Source organism: Brevundimonas vesicularis (genome assembly GCF_014204545.1).
In the GTDB taxonomy this organism is placed as follows: domain Bacteria; phylum Pseudomonadota; class Alphaproteobacteria; order Caulobacterales; family Caulobacteraceae; genus Brevundimonas; species Brevundimonas vesicularis_B.
Map to the genome: position 1 here is coordinate 132,188 of NZ_JACHLJ010000002.1, position 16,375 is coordinate 148,562.

General features: G+C 67.0%; 17 protein-coding genes, 1 tRNA gene and 1 other RNA gene. 10 read left to right on the forward strand and 9 right to left on the reverse strand.

Annotated features, from left to right (window positions below; genetic code table 11):
* Nucleotides 1-326: 326 nt before the first annotated feature.
* The 4 genes from rnpB to sppA form a co-directional block, all read right to left on the reverse strand.
* Nucleotides 327-717: RNase P RNA component class A (rnpB, locus tag HNP47_RS08735), an RNA gene on the reverse strand.
* 32 nt (nt 718-749) lie between these two features.
* Nucleotides 750-1,511 carry an N-acetylmuramoyl-L-alanine amidase gene (locus HNP47_RS08740; protein WP_184279247.1) on the reverse strand — a complete coding sequence of 254 codons (762 nt, stop codon included), beginning with the start codon at nt 1,509-1,511 and terminating at the stop codon, nt 750-752.
* A 13-nt stretch (nt 1,512-1,524) separates the two neighbouring features.
* Nucleotides 1,525-1,848 carry a hypothetical protein gene (locus tag HNP47_RS08745; RefSeq protein ID WP_017504540.1) on the reverse strand — a complete coding sequence of 108 codons (324 nt, stop codon included), beginning with the start codon at nt 1,846-1,848 and terminating at the stop codon, nt 1,525-1,527.
* A 104-nt stretch (nt 1,849-1,952) separates the two neighbouring features.
* Nucleotides 1,953-3,731, reverse strand: a complete 1,779-nt coding sequence (sppA, locus tag HNP47_RS08750; protein WP_184279248.1) for a signal peptide peptidase SppA — start codon at nt 3,729-3,731, stop codon at nt 1,953-1,955.
* A 227-nt stretch (nt 3,732-3,958) separates the two neighbouring features.
* Here sppA and panD point away from each other — a divergent pair, with 227 nt between their 5' ends.
* Entirely contained in the window at nt 3,959-4,315 is a 357-nt protein-coding gene (panD, locus tag HNP47_RS08755) for an aspartate 1-decarboxylase (RefSeq protein ID WP_184279249.1), read from the forward strand.
* Nucleotides 4,316-4,387: 72 nt separating this feature from the next.
* On the opposite strand, the gene HNP47_RS08760 is transcribed toward panD, so the two are convergent.
* Nucleotides 4,388-5,179, reverse strand: a complete 792-nt coding sequence (locus HNP47_RS08760) for an SIMPL domain-containing protein (protein WP_184279250.1) — start codon at nt 5,177-5,179, stop codon at nt 4,388-4,390.
* Nucleotides 5,180-5,392: 213 nt separating this feature from the next.
* On the opposite strand from HNP47_RS08760, the gene HNP47_RS08765 reads away from it, so the two are divergent.
* Nucleotides 5,393-5,468 (forward strand) — tRNA-Ile (locus HNP47_RS08765).
* A 61-nt stretch (nt 5,469-5,529) separates the two neighbouring features.
* On the opposite strand, the gene HNP47_RS08770 is transcribed toward HNP47_RS08765, so the two are convergent.
* Together HNP47_RS08770 and HNP47_RS08775 are read right to left on the reverse strand one after the other, a co-directional pair.
* Complete coding sequence (locus tag HNP47_RS08770; protein WP_184279251.1) at nt 5,530-6,171, reverse strand: NrsF family protein; 642 nt, start codon at nt 6,169-6,171, stop codon at nt 5,530-5,532.
* The gene (locus HNP47_RS08775) at nt 6,161-6,721 is read right to left on the reverse strand and encodes a sigma-70 family RNA polymerase sigma factor (RefSeq protein WP_184279252.1); all 561 of its coding nucleotides are present in this window, start codon (nt 6,719-6,721) and stop codon (nt 6,161-6,163) included. Before HNP47_RS08775 ends, HNP47_RS08770 begins: the two co-directional genes overlap by 11 nt.
* A gap of 163 nt (nt 6,722-6,884) precedes the next feature.
* Between HNP47_RS08775 and HNP47_RS08780 the strand changes: the two genes are divergently transcribed.
* The 5 genes from HNP47_RS08780 to HNP47_RS08800 all read left to right on the forward strand — a co-directional run bounded on the left by HNP47_RS08780 (nt 6,885) and on the right by HNP47_RS08800 (nt 10,050).
* The gene (locus tag HNP47_RS08780) at nt 6,885-7,175 is read left to right on the forward strand and encodes a DUF2282 domain-containing protein (RefSeq protein WP_184279253.1); all 291 of its coding nucleotides are present in this window, start codon (nt 6,885-6,887) and stop codon (nt 7,173-7,175) included.
* Nucleotides 7,176-7,189: 14 nt separating this feature from the next.
* A complete protein-coding gene (locus tag HNP47_RS08785; protein WP_184279254.1) occupies nt 7,190-8,053 on the forward strand; it encodes a DUF692 domain-containing protein in 864 nt (287 codons plus the stop codon).
* A gap of 7 nt (nt 8,054-8,060) precedes the next feature.
* On the forward strand, nt 8,061-8,819 hold the full coding sequence (locus HNP47_RS08790; protein ID WP_184279255.1) for a DNA-binding domain-containing protein: 759 nt from the start codon (nt 8,061-8,063) through the stop codon (nt 8,817-8,819).
* Entirely contained in the window at nt 8,816-9,277 is a 462-nt protein-coding gene (locus tag HNP47_RS08795) for a DoxX family protein (RefSeq protein ID WP_184279256.1), read from the forward strand. Before HNP47_RS08790 ends, HNP47_RS08795 begins: the two co-directional genes overlap by 4 nt.
* A gap of 95 nt (nt 9,278-9,372) precedes the next feature.
* On the forward strand, nt 9,373-10,050 hold the full coding sequence (locus tag HNP47_RS08800) for a hypothetical protein (protein WP_184279257.1): 678 nt from the start codon (nt 9,373-9,375) through the stop codon (nt 10,048-10,050).
* A gap of 62 nt (nt 10,051-10,112) precedes the next feature.
* Here HNP47_RS08800 and HNP47_RS08805 read toward each other — a convergent pair whose 3' ends face one another.
* Complete coding sequence (locus HNP47_RS08805; RefSeq protein WP_184279258.1) at nt 10,113-13,415, reverse strand: S8 family serine peptidase; 3,303 nt, start codon at nt 13,413-13,415, stop codon at nt 10,113-10,115.
* 207 nt (nt 13,416-13,622) lie between these two features.
* Nucleotides 13,623-14,120, reverse strand: coding sequence for a hypothetical protein (locus tag HNP47_RS08810; RefSeq protein WP_184279259.1), 498 nt, complete (start codon nt 14,118-14,120; stop codon nt 13,623-13,625).
* 143 nt (nt 14,121-14,263) lie between these two features.
* On the opposite strand from HNP47_RS08810, the gene HNP47_RS08815 reads away from it, so the two are divergent.
* From HNP47_RS08815 to HNP47_RS08825, 3 genes are read left to right on the forward strand one after another with little or no spacing between them, the layout of a single operon-like run.
* Complete coding sequence (locus HNP47_RS08815) at nt 14,264-14,761, forward strand: GAF domain-containing protein (protein ID WP_184279260.1); 498 nt, start codon at nt 14,264-14,266, stop codon at nt 14,759-14,761.
* Nucleotides 14,762-14,821: 60 nt separating this feature from the next.
* On the forward strand, nt 14,822-15,499 hold the full coding sequence (locus HNP47_RS08820; RefSeq protein ID WP_184279261.1) for an SDR family NAD(P)-dependent oxidoreductase: 678 nt from the start codon (nt 14,822-14,824) through the stop codon (nt 15,497-15,499).
* A complete protein-coding gene (locus HNP47_RS08825; protein ID WP_184279262.1) occupies nt 15,499-16,329 on the forward strand; it encodes a CoA ester lyase in 831 nt (276 codons plus the stop codon). The genes HNP47_RS08820 and HNP47_RS08825 overlap by 1 nt, the downstream gene beginning before the upstream one ends.
* Nucleotides 16,330-16,375: the final 46 nt, after the last annotated feature.

Sequence of the window (16,375 nt, forward strand, 5' to 3'; positions counted from 1 at the left end):
TGGGATCGAAGCCAAGATTTAACCATGTTTTGACGTGTGACGACTTAAGCACGGTCGAACAGCAGGAACATACAAGGAACGAACGAAGTATTCACAGGCTGTGAAGCGTTCTAACCTTCCTTGAACAGACAATAGGTTAACGACCGCAAACCTGCGGGACCGCTGCCAGAACGCTGAAATGCGGGGATAATCCGAAGTCGGATCAGGCGACGCGCAATGGGAAGGCGCAAACACCCTACCCAATGGGCCTCAACCAGGCCGAAGGCCGAAAGGCCCGTGAAAAATGGGCCTCAAGAAGCGCGAAGCGCGATAGGCCCAGTAAAAATTTTGCCAGACGGCCTGTAAGCCGGGTTTTGTTCCGCTCCGAGGCCGAAGCCTGGATCGGCGACGATCATTCCTCTGGACCGTCCATTGCTGAACGGTTCTCGCGACCTACCCGGACATCTGAGGCGGTGAGCCCCGCGAGGCGAACCCCGCGCGATGTCCCTATTTGGTCTTGCTCCAGGCGGGGCTTGCCATGCCGTCCCTGTTGCCAGGCACGCGGTGGGCTCTTACCCCACCCTTTCACCCTTACCGGCCTCGCAAGGCCGGAGGTTTGCTTTCTGTGGCGCTATCCCTCGGGTCGCCCCGGGCGGAAGTTATCCGCCGCCTTTTCACCGTGGAGCCCGGACTTTCCTCGACGGACGCGAAGTCCGCCGCGACCGCCCAGCCGTCTGGCGCGCGCTAGATGCGCGCTAGCGGCGCGAACGTCAATTCAATACGCCCGTGACGCTCTCGGCGCTGGCCAGCTGGAGCAGGCCGACCAGGCGGGCGCGGGTTTCGCCGTCGGCGACGCCGTCGACGCGGGCCGGGCGCCAATGACGCTGGAAGGCGCGTACGGCGGTTTCCACGGCGGCGTCGTAGTCGCCGCTGGCTTTCAGGCCGTAGCCCAGCCGATGCAGGCCGGCGCTGAGCACCATCGGGCCGATGCCCTGATCGCCCTTCTGCAGCAGGCCGCCCAGGGCCTGCACCCGTTCGGCCGCCGGTTCGAACCACAGGCCGTGCCCGGCCTCGGCCAGACGCTTCCAGGGGAAGAGCTCGCCCGGATCTTCCTTGCGATCCGGCGCCAGGTCGGAATGGGCGATGATGCGGTTGTCGGCGATGGTCCAGCGACTGCGAATATCGGAGATCAGGGCGATGACGGCCGTGATCTGGGCTTCGGGGAAGGCGCGATAGCCGAACTCATGGCCGGGATTGACGATCTCGATCCCGATGGAGGCGGCGTTGCAGTCGTCCTCGCCCTGCCAGACGCCGCGGCCGGCGTGCCAGGCGCGGCGCTCCTCGGGCACCAGTTGGAAGACGCGACCGTCTTCCTCGACCAGATAATGGGCCGAGACCTTGGCCTCAGGGTCGCGCAGGCGGGCCAGCGCGGCCTCGCCGGTCTGCATGCCGGTATAGTGCAACACCAGCATGTCCGGCGGCGCACGGCGCGCGTCGAAGTTGGGCGAAGGCGCGTCGATGTAGGACGTCATGGGCGGCGTCGGCTCAGCGGCCGTTGCGCTCCCAGCCATAGGCGACCCAGGCGCCGTCCACCTTGTGGGCCTCGATCAGGTCGGGATCGCTGTTGCGGCGACGCGGCGCGATATTGCGGCGGGTGCGCATGACCAGACCGACCAGAAAGACCAGAACGCCGGCGAACAGGGCGATGACCGCCACGGCCGCAGCGGTGAAGACGGCGAGGACGGCGCCGACCGCCATTGCGCAGACGGCGGCGATCATGCCGGCGACCCACATGACGGACGCCACCAGGCCGTTGGGACGGCGGCGGGCGGCATGGCCGATGGCGGCGAGACGTTCAGGCTGGAACATGGATCATCCTTTCAGGCGATCCGAGGAACGCCTGATACGCAATGTCGGTCCATCGGGGCCTGCGGTCAATGGACCGCGACGCACGGTCGCGTGCGCCGCGCCCGTCAAAAGATCGGCTGGTCGGCCAGAACCACCGCACCCTGGCTGCGCATCCGGTCGCTGTCGATCCGGCGCATCACGGCCTGGGCCTGGGGATCGGCCATGACGCCGCCCAGCATGACCAGGGCTTTGGCGGCCTCGGTCTGGACGCCGAACATTTCCGACAGGGCCTCGAACGGCGACTGCTGCTTGGGGAAATGCTTGAAGCGGACAGGCTCGTTATCGGGAATTTTGGCGAGTTGGCGGGCCTTGTTCACCGCCTCGGTCACGCCGCCCAGTTGGTCGACGAGGCCCAGCGGCAGGGCCTGAGCGCCGGTCCAGACACGCCCCTTGGCGATTTCGCGCACCCGGTCCGGCGACAGTTTGCGGCCCGTCGCCACACGGGCGATGAAGTCGTCGTAGATCCGGTCCATCGAACCGGCGAAGGCCGCGCGCTGCTGGGGGGTGAATTCCTGCGTCGGCGAGAAGGCGTCGGCGTATTCCCCGCCCACCGTCAGCTCACGCATGTCGACACCGAACCGGCCCAGCGCATCGGCCAGCACGAACTTGCCGCCGAACACGCCGATCGAGCCGGTCAGGGTCGTCGGCTGGGCCACGATCCAGTCGGCCTCGGAACTGATCCAGTATCCGCCCGAGGCCGCATAGGCGCCCATGGACACCACCACCGGCTTGCCCGCCGCCCGCGCCGCGCGCACGGCGGCCAGGATCTGCTCGGACGCTTCAGGCGAACCGCCCGGCGATGAGACGCGGAAGACGATCGCCTTGACGCTCTTGTCCTCGATCGCGTCGTAGATGGCCTCGGCCGTGTCGTCGGAATGGATGGACGAGCCGCCGCCGAAATTGGCGCCGCCGCCGCGTCCGGTGACGATGGCCCCCTCCCCGCCGACGATGGCGATGGCGTTCTTGCCCGACCCCGTGCGTTCGCCCTTCTGGCTGGCGTATTTGCCGAACTCGACGATCTCGGCGCCCTTGCCGGCGCGGGTCTTGATGGCGATCTCGGCCTCTTCGACCTGGCCCACCTTGTCGATCAGCCGGTTGCTGAGCGCCTGCTCGGCCGAATAGGGCCCGGCCTCGATCACCGTCTTCAGCGCCGGGGCCGTCGTCTTGCGGTCCTTGGCCGCGTTGGCCAGGGCGGTGTCGTAGATCGACGTCATCCAGGCGGTCATCGCCTCGCGGTGCGGGCCGGTGTAGTCGCTCTGGGTGTATTCATTGACGGCGTTCTTGTACTCGTAGCGCTGTTCGAACTCGGGTTTGACGCCGTATTTCTGGAAGGCGCGGCCCAGGAACAGGCTGTCGGCCGAGAAGCCTGTGGCCTGGAAGCCGGCGGTGTTCTGCATCCACAGCTCCGACGCCGAGGCCCCGACCATATAGGTGGACATCACCGCGCCCGACGGGGCGAAGCCCTGGCTGTGGGCGATGACCGGCTTGCCTGCGTTGCGGAAGCGGTGGATGGCCTGGCGCAGTTCGTCGGCGGTGGCGGGCGTCATGCCGCTTTCCGGCAGGCGGATCAGCAGAGCCTTGACGCTGCTGTCGCTTTGGGCCTGATGCAGGCCATCGACCACGTCCGTCAGGGCCAGGCCGGAACTGCCGAAGGCCGCGAACGGATTGGACGACGGCTGGTCGCTGACGCCGCCGCGCAGGTCCAGCTCCAGCACGGTGGTCGCCGGCGTCGTCGGCTTGGACGACGAGGCGACGGCGACCGTCAGCAGCACCACGGGAATGACGACGACGAACAGGATCAGCCCGGTGAAGACACCAAGGACCGTCAGGAAGAATTGCTTCATCGGAGGGAAAACGCGCGCTCGCAGGCCGGAAATGGCGTCGCCAGCATAGGGGGACGCGGGCCGTCGTCAAATGACGTGCGTGCAATCCGTCGGTTCACTTGGCGTTCGCAGCCGCACCCGATTGCTGCGGCGCAGCGTGCGGATTGATGCCGGGGCAGGAAATCCCTATATGAGCCGCCTGTGAGCGAGGGCCTGCGCCCCGCGTTTTTCTTGCTGGAGACCGCACGATGCTGGTCACCCTGATGAAGTCCAAGCTGCACCGCGCCACGGTGACCCAGGCCGATCTCGATTACGAGGGATCGATCGCCATCGACATGGACCTGCTGGACGCCGCCGGCATCTATCCGCACGAGCAGGTCGATGTGCTGAACATCACCAACGGCGCGCGCTTCACCACCTATGCGATCGAGGCGCCGCGCGGCTCCAAGGTCATCGGCGTCAACGGCGCCGCCGCCCGTCTGGTGCAGAAGAACGACAAGGTGATCGTGGTCACCTACGGCCAGCTGCCGCAGGAAGAAGCCCGCCAGTGGAACCCGAACGTGGTCCTGCTGGACGACGCTAACGAGATAAAGAACGCCGGCTGAGGCGCTTCGCTTCCCAGAATGCAAAATGGCCCGCCGGCAACGGCGGGCCTTTTCTTCATCCGATTGATGCGATCAGCGGGCGATGTCGTAGACGCCCGTGATGTCGATCCGCACCGTCAGTTCGCCGGCGGAAACCGGGGTGCTCTCGCCCCGGTCCATCGACACGGCGCGGGCGGCGAACATCGGCATCGGAGGCTGGGGCGCATAGCCGCCGCCCTCGGTCAGGTTGCGGATGCCCGACAGCTGGACGTTCAGCGATTGTGCGTACAGCTGGGCCTTGGCCTGCAGGTTGCGCACAGCCAACTGGCGCGCCTGGTTTTCGGCGGCGGTCGGATCCTTCAGGCCGAAGCTGATGCCGTCGATCTGGTTGACGCCGGCGGCGACCACGGCGTCGGCCGTCGTGCCGACCTTGCTCAGGTCGTTGATGACCACCGTCACGCGGTTGACCGCCTGATAGCCGCGCAGTTTGGGCGGCTCGTTCTGGACGTAGTCGTATTGCGCCGACAGGTTCAGACCCGAAGTCTGGATGTCGCGTTCGGCGATGCCCGCGCGGCGCAGGGCGGCGACGACGCGCGTCATCTGCGCAGCATTGTCGCGCATGGCTTGCTGGGCCGTGACGGCCTCGGTCTGCACGCCGAAGGTAATGGTGGCCATGTCCGGCGCGGCCTTGACCTCGCCATAGGCCGACAGATTCAGCGACGGCGCGGGTTGCATCATGTGCATGGCTCCCATGGGTTCGGCCGTCTGAGCCATGGCGCGCGGCGTGGCGGCAGCAAGGAAGGCGGCGGCGGCGACGGCGCCGCCCAGGGCGACGGTCTTCAACGACAGGGTCTTCAGGGGGGCGGCGGCCAGGGTGCGGGTCATGCAGTCTTCTCCGTAAGCGATCCAGGACCGGGGCATTCGCCGATCCGTTGCAACGACCTTGGCCGTTCTCGCCTGAACCAACGCCCGCACCCCGCTGGCAGTTTCCGTTCATCTTCGTGAAATCGCCGAAAGATCGCCTTCTTGCCCGCCCCCGCTTGGCAAGCCGCGCCCGCGCCTGCTAGGCGAGACCCCTACCGCCGAGGCGCGCCTTGGGGGCCTGTAGCTCAATGGTTAGAGCCGACCGCTCATAACGGTCTGGTTGGGGGTTCGAGTCCCTCCGGGCCTACCACTCTGTCTGTCGAAACCACTCAGCGGTTCAAGACCGCTTGCCGGCAGTGTCGCAAGCAGATTCACCAGCGGAAGGCGAAACGACCCAAAGCAGCGCCCAGGACCGCGACGAGGCCGATGCCCAAGGTGTACCAGACGGCCACAAAGGCGGCCGTATGCTCGGGGCAATGCAGGCCATAGACGGTCGCGGCCAGCCCTGCGGTCAGAAGACCAGCGGCGGCGCCGGCGAAAGCGGGCTTCACAGGCGCGAATCGCCTCGCGGCGAAGAAGATGAACGGCGCCGCCATAGCGCCGAGCGACAGGATGTTCGTCGGACAGACCCTGGCGGAGCGACCCATGACCATGCCCATCCGCGCGTCGGGCGCGGCGCCCAGCAACTCCACGACAGCCCATCCGGCAGCGACGGCAAGGATGGCTGCAAGCAGGATTGCGGGACGGCACGGCGAGGCCCCCGGCCGCCCCAGTCGATCCAGGAGCCAGAAGCCGGCGACGCACAAGGCGGCCGTATAGGCCGCCTTGGCCCAAAAAGTCGATCCGGCGACGGCCGACATCAGATCCGGTCGCAATCCCAGCCACCACACGACACCCGCAAGGGCGACGCCCGCCGCCGGCAGCATGAACAGCAGCACACGACGGTCCGCCTCGCTTTGGGACGTCGGGGGCAAGTCCAGCGCCAGGCTGGTGATCAGGTCATCAGTCTTCATCGTTGGACCCTGCTGCTCCAGCCGCAAAGCGCGCGGTCAAAGCCTTGAAGCTGCGATGGATGCTGACCTTGGCGGCGGCGACGGAATAGCCGTGGCGCTCGGCCGCCTCGGCCACGCTCAGCCCGGTGACTCTCACATCATGGATCAGGGCGCGCTGTCGCGCCGGGAGGATCGACAAGGCGCGGGTCAGATCGCGTCGCATGACCCCGTCCTCGACCGTGTGCTCTGCCAGCAGCACGCTCGCGTCATCCAGCGGCTCGGTGAGGCGTCGGCCCTGGCGGCGCAGGTGGTCGATCAGCTTGTGGCGAGCGATGGTGAAGGCCCAGGCCGTGAACGACTGGTTGCGATCCCATGTGGCGCGCTTGGCGTGAATGGCGATCAGGGTCTCTTGCACGAGGTCCTCCGCGTCGCTTTCTCCGTTGAAAAGGCGGCGTTTAAAAAAGGGCCGCAGGTGCGCGGCCAGGTCCGACAGCAGCACGCGCCAAGCCTGCGCGTCACCGTCCAGGCCCCTGATCATCAAGGCTTTGAGTTGTGATTCTCGGTCAAGCACGTGCGACTGCGACCTACGCTGCGGAGGCCGTGACGGTTACACGGCGTCTCGCAAAATCACGCACGAAAAATAGTTGGCTCGAAAATGTAACGCGCGGCGGGTCGTCGACGAAAGGCGGATTCAGCGGCCACGAACGGCCGTGCTTCTCAGAAGGACCGCTTGCATGACCCGCACCAAGATCGCCGCCGCCACCCTCGTCGCCCTGACCGCCGGCGCAGGCATGGCCCAAGCCCAATCGGCCAGGAACGCCGAGGCGAAACCGGCCGCCATGGAAAAATGCTATGGCGTCGCTTTGGCCGGCAAGAATGACTGCGCCGCCGGCCCCGGCACGACCTGCGCCGGCACCTCGGTGCGCGACTATCAGGGCAACGCCTGGAAGCACACGCCCGCCGGCACCTGCACCAGCATCCGCACCCCGCGCGGCAACGGCTCGCTGACGCCCGTCTCGCGCTGATCGGAGCTGGATCGATGAACCATGGATCGACCGCCGCGACGCCTGTCCCCACCGTGGGGCTGGGCCTCAAGGCCCGCCATTACGACGAGGCTCTGGCGTCTCCGGCGGTCGGTCTGTGGTTCGAGGTCCACCCTGAGAACTACATGGTCGATGGCGGCCCTCGATTGAAATGGCTGGAGGCCATCCGCCGAGAAAAACCTTTGTCCCTGCATGGTGTCGGCTTGTCGCTCGCCGGCGACGAGGCGCTGGATACGGAGCATCTGGCGCGGCTCAAGACGCTTGCTGACCGGTTCGTGCCGTTTCTGATGTCCGAGCACCTGGCCTGGTCGCGGGGCGGCGGCGTCTATCATCCCGATCTGCTGCCGTTTCCGCGCACCCGAGCGATGTTGAAGCGGGTCTGCGACAACGTCGCGCGAGCGCAGGACGCGCTGGGCCGCCGCCTGCTGATCGAGAATCCATCGCTGTACCTCGACCTGAAAGGCCACGAGATGGGGGAAGTCGATTTCCTGGTCGAACTGGCCGCCGCGACAGGCTGTGGCCTGCTGCTCGATCTCAACAATGTGCACATCAGCGCCAACAATCTGGGCGCCGACCCGCGGGACTATCTGGCGGCCGTTCCGGCCGATCTCATCGGCGAAATCCATCTGGCCGGCTTTGCGCCCGATCCCGTCCACGCAGAGGCGCTGTTGATCGATACCCACGACGCGCCGGTCAGCGACGCCGTCTGGTCCCTTTACGCCGAGACCCTCGCCCGGATCGGGCCGCGTCCAACGCTGATCGAGCGCGACGACAACATTCCCGACTTCGCCGAGTTGATCGCCGAACGCGATCAAGCCGTCGCCATAATGGAGGCCTGCCATGTCCAGCGCGCCGCCTGACGATCAAATGCTGTCATTTCATGCGAGCTTCTCCCTGGCCTTGCAGGGGCATGGCTCCGTGCTCACACCGTGGCTGGCGGATCCCAATGCGCCCGGACTGGCGGTTTATCGAAACACGGTGGCCAAGGGGCGGGCCGACGCCCTGGCGGGTCTCTATCCGACTGTCGAAAGGTTGGTCGGTCCGGACTGGTTTCGCGACGCGGCCCTGATCTACGCCCGCAGCGCGCCTCCTTCATCCCCGGTTCTCGATGCCTATGGCGAAGGCTTCCCGGAGTGGCTGGCGACGTTTCCGCCCGCATTTGAACTTGAGTTCCTGCCGCCTGTGGCCCGTCTCGATTGCGCATGGAGCCGCGCGCACCGTGCCGCTGATGCGCCGCCCCTGGTCCCTGGGACGGTCGCCGCTCTGTCGCACGCCGCTCTCAACGCCGGCCGCGCGATCCTGCATCCGTCTGCGCAACTCTTCTGGTTTGACTGGACCGCGCCGTCGATCTGGCTGGCCAATCGTCTGGCTGCGCCTCCGGACGACATGGTGTGGGACCAGTCGCCCGAGGGGCTGTTGATCGTGCGTCCGGAAATGAAGGTCCAGACCCATCGGTTGACCCGTCCTCAGTTCGCCTTCCTCGATGCCTGCCGGCACGGCCGCACCGTCGGAGCGGCCGCTCTCGCCGCGCTCGCCGCCGATCCCGCAACCCATCTATCCGAGCTGTTCAGAGACCTGCTTCTGACCGGCGCCTTCACCCGTATCGAAACCGGAGCGCCACAATGACCGAACTGACCGCCGCATCGTCGCCGCGCCCTTCCTTGGCGTCCCTCCCACGCCTGGCTCAGGCTGCGATCCCCCTGCCTGTGCTCAGCCTGGTCGCGCGCGTATCGATCGCGGCGGTCTTCTTTCTTTCCGGCCGGACAAAGGTGGAGGGCCTGCTGACCATCACCGACAGCACCTATGCTCTGTTCGCCGAGGAATACCGACTGCCTTTGATCCACAGCGACATCGCCGCCCACCTGGCGACCTATTCGGAACATCTGTTCCCGTTCCTGCTGGTGCTGGGCCTCGGCGCCCGCTTCTCCGCGCTCGCGCTTCTGGGCATGACCATAGTGATCGAGGTTTTCGTCTATCCCCTCGGTTGGCCGACCCACCTGCTCTGGGCGACGGTGCTGCTCTACATCATCAGGTTCGGCGCCGGGCCGATCAGCCTGGATCATTGGCTGAGACGGCGAAGCTGACCCGCAGAGCTTTTTCAGGTCTGTCTCAACTGGCCCGAACAGCCCCGCATTCGGCGCGACCTTGACAGAGCGGTCGGTCGTGAACGTGATGGCCTATGGCGATCTCTCGACGGTCTGTGGCGCTTGTGGCGCTGATTGCGCTGGGTCAGGCGTCAGGCGCTTCGGCTCAATCCGCGCTGGCTGATCGGCACAGCATCGATCAGGCCTATGCGATCGTGGATTTTCAGACGTCGCGCAGCGGTCGTGACATTGAGCAAGCTCTGCAGCGTCATCTCGATCGCTTGCCGATGCAAGTGACCTATCGTCAGCTGAGCACGGCCGATGCGCCGCGTTCGCCCGCCCGCTTCACCCTGGTCGATCCGACAGCGCAGAGCGCCTTTGGCCTGCAAGGGCCGGCGACACGCGCGCCGGCCGGGTGGGTGAGCGCGCCTCGGACGGTGACGTGCACGGGCGCGAGCTGGCGCGCCGAGGCGGTTCAGCGTGTGGAGGCGCGGATCGAGCGGCACTACACCCTATGCCTGTTTCCCTATCGCGATGGGCGGCGGCGGGGGCATCAGTTGAACGTCTATGCCTCGACGCTGCTGGAAGGCGATCCGGCGATACCCGTTCGACGCTCCAATGAAGCGGAAAGCCCGGCCGCCGTCATTCGCGGCGCCGTGGAGACGGTGGAGCGGGTGACAGGGCGCAGGGGCGTCTGGATCGAAACCCGCACGGCCGAGCGGGATCGACCGTTCACCCAGGACAACGACGCCCTGTCTGCCCAGACGAACTAGGCGCAAACAACAACGGCCCCGATCGTCGATCGGGGCCGCCGCGGTCTTATCTTGCAGTCAGATCAGAACTTGACGCTGAACCGGCCATAGATGCGGTTGTCGCGATACTCGTCCTTGTAGAGCCCCGTATAGCCCAGCTCGATCGCGGTGCGTTCGGTCGCCTGAATGTTGAAGCCCAGGCCGCCCGAGATCACGTCGTCGCCAGGATTGGCTCCGTCGATCAGGAAGCGCGGACCGTCGGCGAAGGCGGCGTCGAAGACCGGGCCGTCGCCGTTCAGGTCATGGGTGTAGGCCAGGTGCGTCACCGCAGACAGACGCGCACGCCCCTCGCCGCCCGCCAGCACGGTGCGCGTGCGGAAGCCGGCGGTCAACAGATCGGCCTTCTGCTTCACATTGCCCGACAGAGCGGCGTCGCCGCCCGTCTCAACGACATCGGCGTCGTATTCGACGTGGCTGTAGCCGGCGTAGGGCTCGAACATCGTGCCGCCGACGGCGCGGCTCCACGCCACCTCGCCGTAGGCCTGCCAGACGTCGCCGTCGTAGTCGCCGACCAGGGCGTTCGTGAAGGCGTTCAGCTGGGCCGTACGATCCGTGCGGACATCGGCGCTGGCCCAGGATCCGCCGACGCGGATCTGGAAGTCGCCGACGCCGGCGCCGCCATAGACGCCGATCTGCTCGCTGGTGACCCGGCCGGTCGAGCGCAGACGCGGCGAGCGCAGTTCCGAGCGGGTTTCGCCCAGCGCCACGCCGACATGGACGTCGTTCGCCAGCGCCTTCTCGGCCCCGACCAGATAGCCGGAGGCTTCGTTGCGGAAGCCCGCGAGGCCGTCATGCGCCGAGCCTTGGCCGTTGCCGAAGACGCCGCTGCCCCAGACCGACACGCCGTTGCCGACGTAGGTGGCCGCGCCGCCCTGGCTGCGTCCGCGCTCGGACATGGCGTCGCGGATGACGCGAGTGTCCGAAACGGCCAGGCCGCCCAAGGTGGCATGGACCTCGCCCGTCAGGCCGCTGAGCGCGCCCTGAACCGCCGGCACGCTGGCGTCCAGCAGAGCGTTTTCCAGCGACAGATCCCGGTTGGTCCCGGTCGCGGTGTTGTTGATCATGGCGTCCAGCGCGCCGCCGACCGACTGCTGGTTGTCCGTCCGACCCAGCGAAGCCACGGTCACGTCGTTGCGCCGCACCGTCAGGACCACGCCGTTGGTCGAATAGGTCAGCACCGGAGCCAGGAAGGCCAGATCGCTCTGGGCGCCGCTGAACGTGCCCGTCACCGCGCCAGTCGAGTTGATGATGTTCATCCGCGTGCGCAGATTCCATTCACCATTGTCGGCCTTCAGGATGACCTGCCCGCCGTCGATCTTGGTCGTGCCGCCCACGTTCAGGCGAGAATAGGCCGCGCCGTTCACGCTGGAGCGAATCCACAGGAAGGAGCCCGGCTTGAAGTTCAGGTTTCCCGCGACCGTCAGGGTTCCAAACGGATTGACGCCGTCGCCGGGCGACACCACGCCGCCGCTTTCCGCCGTCAGGTTCGCCAGACGACCGGTGCCGCCGATCATGCCGACGCCGCCGACGGTGGCGCTGGAGCGCAGCAGGCTGCCGTTGACCGTCAGAAGGCCGCCCTCGACCCGGGTCGGGCCGCTGTAGTCGTTGGCGCCCGTCAGGATCAGCTGACCGCCGCCTTTCTTGACCAGACCGCCGATGTCATTGCCGAAGTTGGCCTTGACCTCGGCCGAATAGCGGTCACGCGCATCGCCGATATTGTTGCTCCAGATATCGACCGTGCCGACGGCGACGGTGACGTCGCGGGTGTCGCGCAGCGCCGTCGGTCCGCGCAGGGCCACGTCCATCTGCGGCGCGCCCCAGCCCGAGCGCAGATCGACGCCCGGCGTGTCCAGATCCTTGGAGCTGGACACCAGAATGTCCGAGATCAGCGCCGTCGAATATTCGGGGAAGTTTTCCATCAGCAGGGCCGCGAAGCCCGAGATGTTCGGCGCCGCCATCGACGTGCCGGTGTAGGCCGCATAACCGCCGCCCGTGTATTTGATATACTGGTTCAGAACGCGCTGAAGCTCGTCGTTGGCGTACTGCAAAACCGCGCCCGAGAAGGCCGGGGTCAGCAGCGCCATGTTGTTCGTCGAGGTCAGGAGCCCTGCCAGGACGGAGGTGAAGCCGTCCGGATCACCCAGCCGCGCCCCCGAAACCAGCGTGATGGCGGCCGCCTGACGCCCAACTTCGCGGCGCCATGCGTCTTCATTGTAGGTCGGGCCACCAGCGGCGCGAGCGGCCAAATAGGCGTTTAGAACGCCGATGAACTGGTTCACCGACGCGTTTTGCAGCGCGGTGACCGTGGTCGCCGAATACAGACCGGCGTAGTTGGCGCGCGGATAGAGGGCCAGGATGCCCGCCCGGTCCATCGTATAAGCGGGCACCGACGAGACGACGGCCGAGCCCGGCCCAGCGACGCACCAGGTCGCCGTCTGACCGCAGAAGCTGGTCGAGGGGTCGGCGGCGGTGAAGCTGGAATAGTTGGCGACCGACAGCCAGTTGGAGCGCAGGCGCGGATCGTTCAGCGGCGCGGCGGCATCGATGCTGGCGTGCACGCCATAGCCGTTGCCGGCCGAGAACACGACCAGGACGTCCTTGTCCAGCACCGGCTTGTAGAAGTCGCCATAGTTGCGGTTGAACGACGCCAGCACGGTGGGCAGCGAGGCGTTAAACGGCAACGAAGTGCCGCTGCCCCAGCTGTTGTTGATGATGCGCACCTGGCCGGTATTGGCCAGGTCGACGATGTTCTGGTTCTGGGTGGCGACGATCTTTCCGTCGATGATCGCGTCCTTGTACCAAAGGAAGTCGCCGGCCGAGAAGTTGGCGGTGGCGGCGTAAAGCTTGGCGTTGAAGGCGTTGCCGAACATCGGCTGGCCCGCCACGCGATCGCCGGCGATGGTGCCCGAGACGTGCGTGCCGTGGCCTTCCCACTGGCGACGCGGATTGATCATGCCGTCGTTGCCATAGCCGGCGACCGCCTGGCTGCGCAGGCCCGTCACCTTGCCGGCCGATCCGAACAGCGGGTGAGCCATATAGACGCCGGCGTCATTGACCCCGACGGTCTGTCCGCGTCCGCTCAGGCCCATGGCGTAGGCGTGTTCCAGCCCCAGGAAGCCCTTGGAATAATCGACGGCGAACTGGCTGTCCGCGCGCCAGGACGCGATGGCCGTCTGATAGTTCATCGTGCGCGTGCCGTTGGCCATGTAGAAGCCGCCGGCCGGGGCCGTGGGCGCCGGAGCGGTCTGCGCCGCCGCCGTCGTAGCCACCATGATCGCGACGCCGGCCGCTGCGGCCAGAAGCCCGCCCTTGAAACTGAAACCCAAGATTTACCCCCTGCGGCCCGCGGCCGACGTCTCTACTGCGCCCCCGCGACGCAACTCAGGCGCACAAATCGAAGGTGTTTTGCGTTGTCGTCAACCATATTTTCGCCTTAAGACGTTTCGTCCCAGTGGTTTTGTTTGGGATAAATCATACGCTTGTGCTCAAGCTTGAGGCACGGATTGGATCCTGCCTCGTCCTCCTGAACACGGTTACCCCGCGCAGATGCGAACGCGGTCGTTGATCCAGCAGCCGTCGCGGAGGCGCACGGTCCCCAAGCGATCGCCGGCCTTGTCGTCGTCAGGGTCGGCGTTCCAGGTGGCGTCGGCCGAGCCGTCAGCCGTCAGGACGACGACGGCGAAATGCGAGTTCTTGGGCTTGCCCTCGGACCAGGCGTTCATCGTGTAGCCGCCGTCGCCGAACGGATAGACGAGGCACGGCTCATCGAGCAGAACCTTGCCGTCGACGGAGAGATAACAGGACTTGCGCGACCCGGTCGGGGTCGCAGATGGCAGCAATGAGGTCGCGGGCCTCGTGTTGGTTTTGGCCGGTTCCGGGGGCGGTGCTGTCGGCTCTGGCGCGGACGGCGCGGGGGTCTGCGTTGCGTCAGCTGGCCCCGGCGCGCCGGCGTCCTGACCACAGGCGGCTGCGGCGGCCGACAGCATCAGGGCGGCGATCAAGCTGAGCGATCGTGAAGGGGTGGATGTCACGCGAGCCTCCGTCGTTGTCTCCCAGCGCCAACACGGGGGCGTATGGAAGCGTTCCCGGCCAGGCGGCGGCGAATGACGGCCCCCTCCCCTTCGGCCGGCCGCTCGCCTATATCGCCAGCCTGTCCCGCTCCGGAGTTTCCCTCATGGCCTATGTCGCCCGCAATGATCGTCCCACCGACAAGGCGGCGCGCTATCTGGAGGTCGAGGCGGAAGTCCTGGCCGTGCTGGACGGCGAGCCGAATGTGACGGCGCGAATGGCGACGGTGGCGTCTATGCTGGCGGATGCGTTCGAGCACTATTTCTGGACCGGCTTCTATGTCGTCGCGCCGGACAAGGCGGACGAATTGGTGGTCGGGCCTTATCAGGGCACGCTGGGGTGCCTGCGCATCGCGTTCGGGCGCGGGGTGTGCGGCGCGGCGGCGGCGACGGGCCAGACCCAGTTGGTCGAGGATGTGCACGCCTTCCCCGGCCATATCGCCTGTGACAGCCGTTCGGCCAGCGAGATCGTGGTGCCCGTGCGCGACGCATCCGGCGCTCTGATCGCGGTGTTCGACGTGGATGCAACGATACCGGCCGCCTTCGATACGGACGATCAAGAGGCGCTGGAGCGGTTGATGGCGAAGGTGTTCGCCGACGCTTGATCGGGGCCGGTTGATCCGGCCGCAGCCCGCTCTATGGTCCCCGGCGACATGGAGGATCGGATGATGCAGCGGACAGTCGCAATCACGGGCGGACACGGCGTCCTGGGCCGGGCGGTGCTGGAGGCGGCGCTGAAAGGCGGCTGGCAGGTCGCGGTGATCGACCATGCCTCGGGCCACGCCGTGCCCGACGGCGTGCTGGAGGTCGGCGGGGTCGATCTGACGGACGCCGGCCAGGCGCAGAAGGCCGTCGACGCCGTGATCGCGCGGTTCGGGCGGCTGGACGCCCTGCTGAACATCGCCGGCGGTTTTGTCTGGCAGACGACCGACGATGCGGAACCGGCCTGGGACCGGATGCACGCGCTGAACGTCACCACCGCCGTGAACGCCAGCCGCGCGGCGCTGGATGCGCTGAAGGCCTCGCCCGAGGGCCGGATTGTCAACGTCGGCTCGGCCGCCGCGATGAAGGCGGGGGCCGGCATGGGGGCCTACGGGGCGGCCAAGGCCGGGGTCCACGCCTTGACCCAGGCGCTGGCCGAGGAGTTGAAGACCACAAAGGTGACGGTCAACGCCGTCCTGCCGTCGATCATCGACACGCCGACGAACCGCAAGGACATGCCCAACGCCGATCCGGCGACCTGGGTCGTGCCGGCCGATCTGGCTGCGGTGATCCTTTTCCTGGCCTCGCCCGAGAGCCGGGCCATGACCGGCGCCCTGATCCCCGTTACGGGCCGGGTCTGATGCGCAGCGACCGGGTCCGCAGCGTCCTTTATCTGCCTGCCTCCAATGCGCGGGCGATCGAGAAGGCGCGGACGCTGGATTGCGATGTCGCCGTGCTGGATCTGGAAGATGCGGTGGCGCCCGAGGCCAAGGCTGACGCCCGCGACGCCGCTGTCGCGGCGGTTCGCGGCGGCGGGTTCGGGCCGCGCCTGGGCGTTCGGATCAACGGTCTGGACACCGACTGGGGGCTGGACGATCTGGCGGCGATGAAGGCGGCGGGGGCCACGCTGGTCGTCGCGCCCAAGGTGGAGACGCCCGAGGCCGTGCACGCCCTGTCCGCCGGCCTGGCCAAGGGCTGCGCCCTGTGGGCCATGATCGAGACGCCGCGCGCCTTGATGGCCTTGGTCGACATCGCGACGGCGGACGGGGCGCTGGATGGGCTGATGCTGGGGGTCAACGACCTGGCCAAGGCGCTGGGGACCGGGGCGTCGCCGGATCGTGAGCCGTTCAAGCCGTGGCTGGCCATGCTGGTCGCTGCCGCGCGCGCCAACGGATTGCTGGCCATCGACGGCGTGTTCAACCGAATCGACGATGCCGAAGGCCTGGCGGCCGAGGCATTGCAGGGGCGACTGTATGGGTTCGACGGCAAGAGCCTGATCCACCCGTCGCAGATCGCGGCCGCCAACGCCGCCTTCTCGCCGTCCGAAGCCGAGATCGCCGATGCGCGAGCGATCGTCGCCGCCTTCGACGCGCCAGACGCCGAGGGGCGAGGCGCGATCCGCGTGAACGGGGCGATGGTCGAACGGCTGCATCTAGACCAGGCGAAGGCGCTGTTGGCGCGGGCGGGTTGACCGCCTGTCTCCTCCCCACTTGTGGGGAGGGGGACCGTGAAGCGGT

Excerpts from the sequence above, each read along its gene's own strand:
- HNP47_RS08760 (WP_184279250.1), bottom strand. The coding sequence starts at position 5,179 with ATGACCCGCACCCTGGCCGCCGCCCCCCTGAAGACCCTGTCGTTGAAG.
- HNP47_RS08795 (WP_184279256.1), top strand. The coding sequence starts at position 8,816 with ATGACCGAACTGACCGCCGCATCGTCGCCGCGCCCTTCCTTGGCGTCC.
- HNP47_RS08780 (WP_184279253.1), top strand. The coding sequence starts at position 6,885 with ATGACCCGCACCAAGATCGCCGCCGCCACCCTCGTCGCCCTGACCGCC.
- HNP47_RS08800 (WP_184279257.1), top strand. The coding sequence starts at position 9,373 with ATGGCGATCTCTCGACGGTCTGTGGCGCTTGTGGCGCTGATTGCGCTG.
- HNP47_RS08825 (WP_184279262.1), top strand. The coding sequence starts at position 15,499 with ATGCGCAGCGACCGGGTCCGCAGCGTCCTTTATCTGCCTGCCTCCAAT.
- HNP47_RS08815 (WP_184279260.1), top strand. The coding sequence starts at position 14,264 with ATGGCCTATGTCGCCCGCAATGATCGTCCCACCGACAAGGCGGCGCGC.
- HNP47_RS08745 (WP_017504540.1), bottom strand. The coding sequence starts at position 1,848 with ATGTTCCAGCCTGAACGTCTCGCCGCCATCGGCCATGCCGCCCGCCGC.
- sppA (WP_184279248.1), bottom strand. The coding sequence starts at position 3,731 with ATGAAGCAATTCTTCCTGACGGTCCTTGGTGTCTTCACCGGGCTGATC.
- panD (WP_184279249.1), top strand. The coding sequence starts at position 3,959 with ATGCTGGTCACCCTGATGAAGTCCAAGCTGCACCGCGCCACGGTGACC.
- HNP47_RS08785 (WP_184279254.1), top strand. The coding sequence starts at position 7,190 with ATGAACCATGGATCGACCGCCGCGACGCCTGTCCCCACCGTGGGGCTG.
- HNP47_RS08740 (WP_184279247.1), bottom strand. The coding sequence starts at position 1,511 with ATGACGTCCTACATCGACGCGCCTTCGCCCAACTTCGACGCGCGCCGT.
- HNP47_RS08790 (WP_184279255.1), top strand. The coding sequence starts at position 8,061 with ATGCTGTCATTTCATGCGAGCTTCTCCCTGGCCTTGCAGGGGCATGGC.
- HNP47_RS08770 (WP_184279251.1), bottom strand. The coding sequence starts at position 6,171 with ATGAAGACTGATGACCTGATCACCAGCCTGGCGCTGGACTTGCCCCCG.
- HNP47_RS08820 (WP_184279261.1), top strand. The coding sequence starts at position 14,822 with ATGATGCAGCGGACAGTCGCAATCACGGGCGGACACGGCGTCCTGGGC.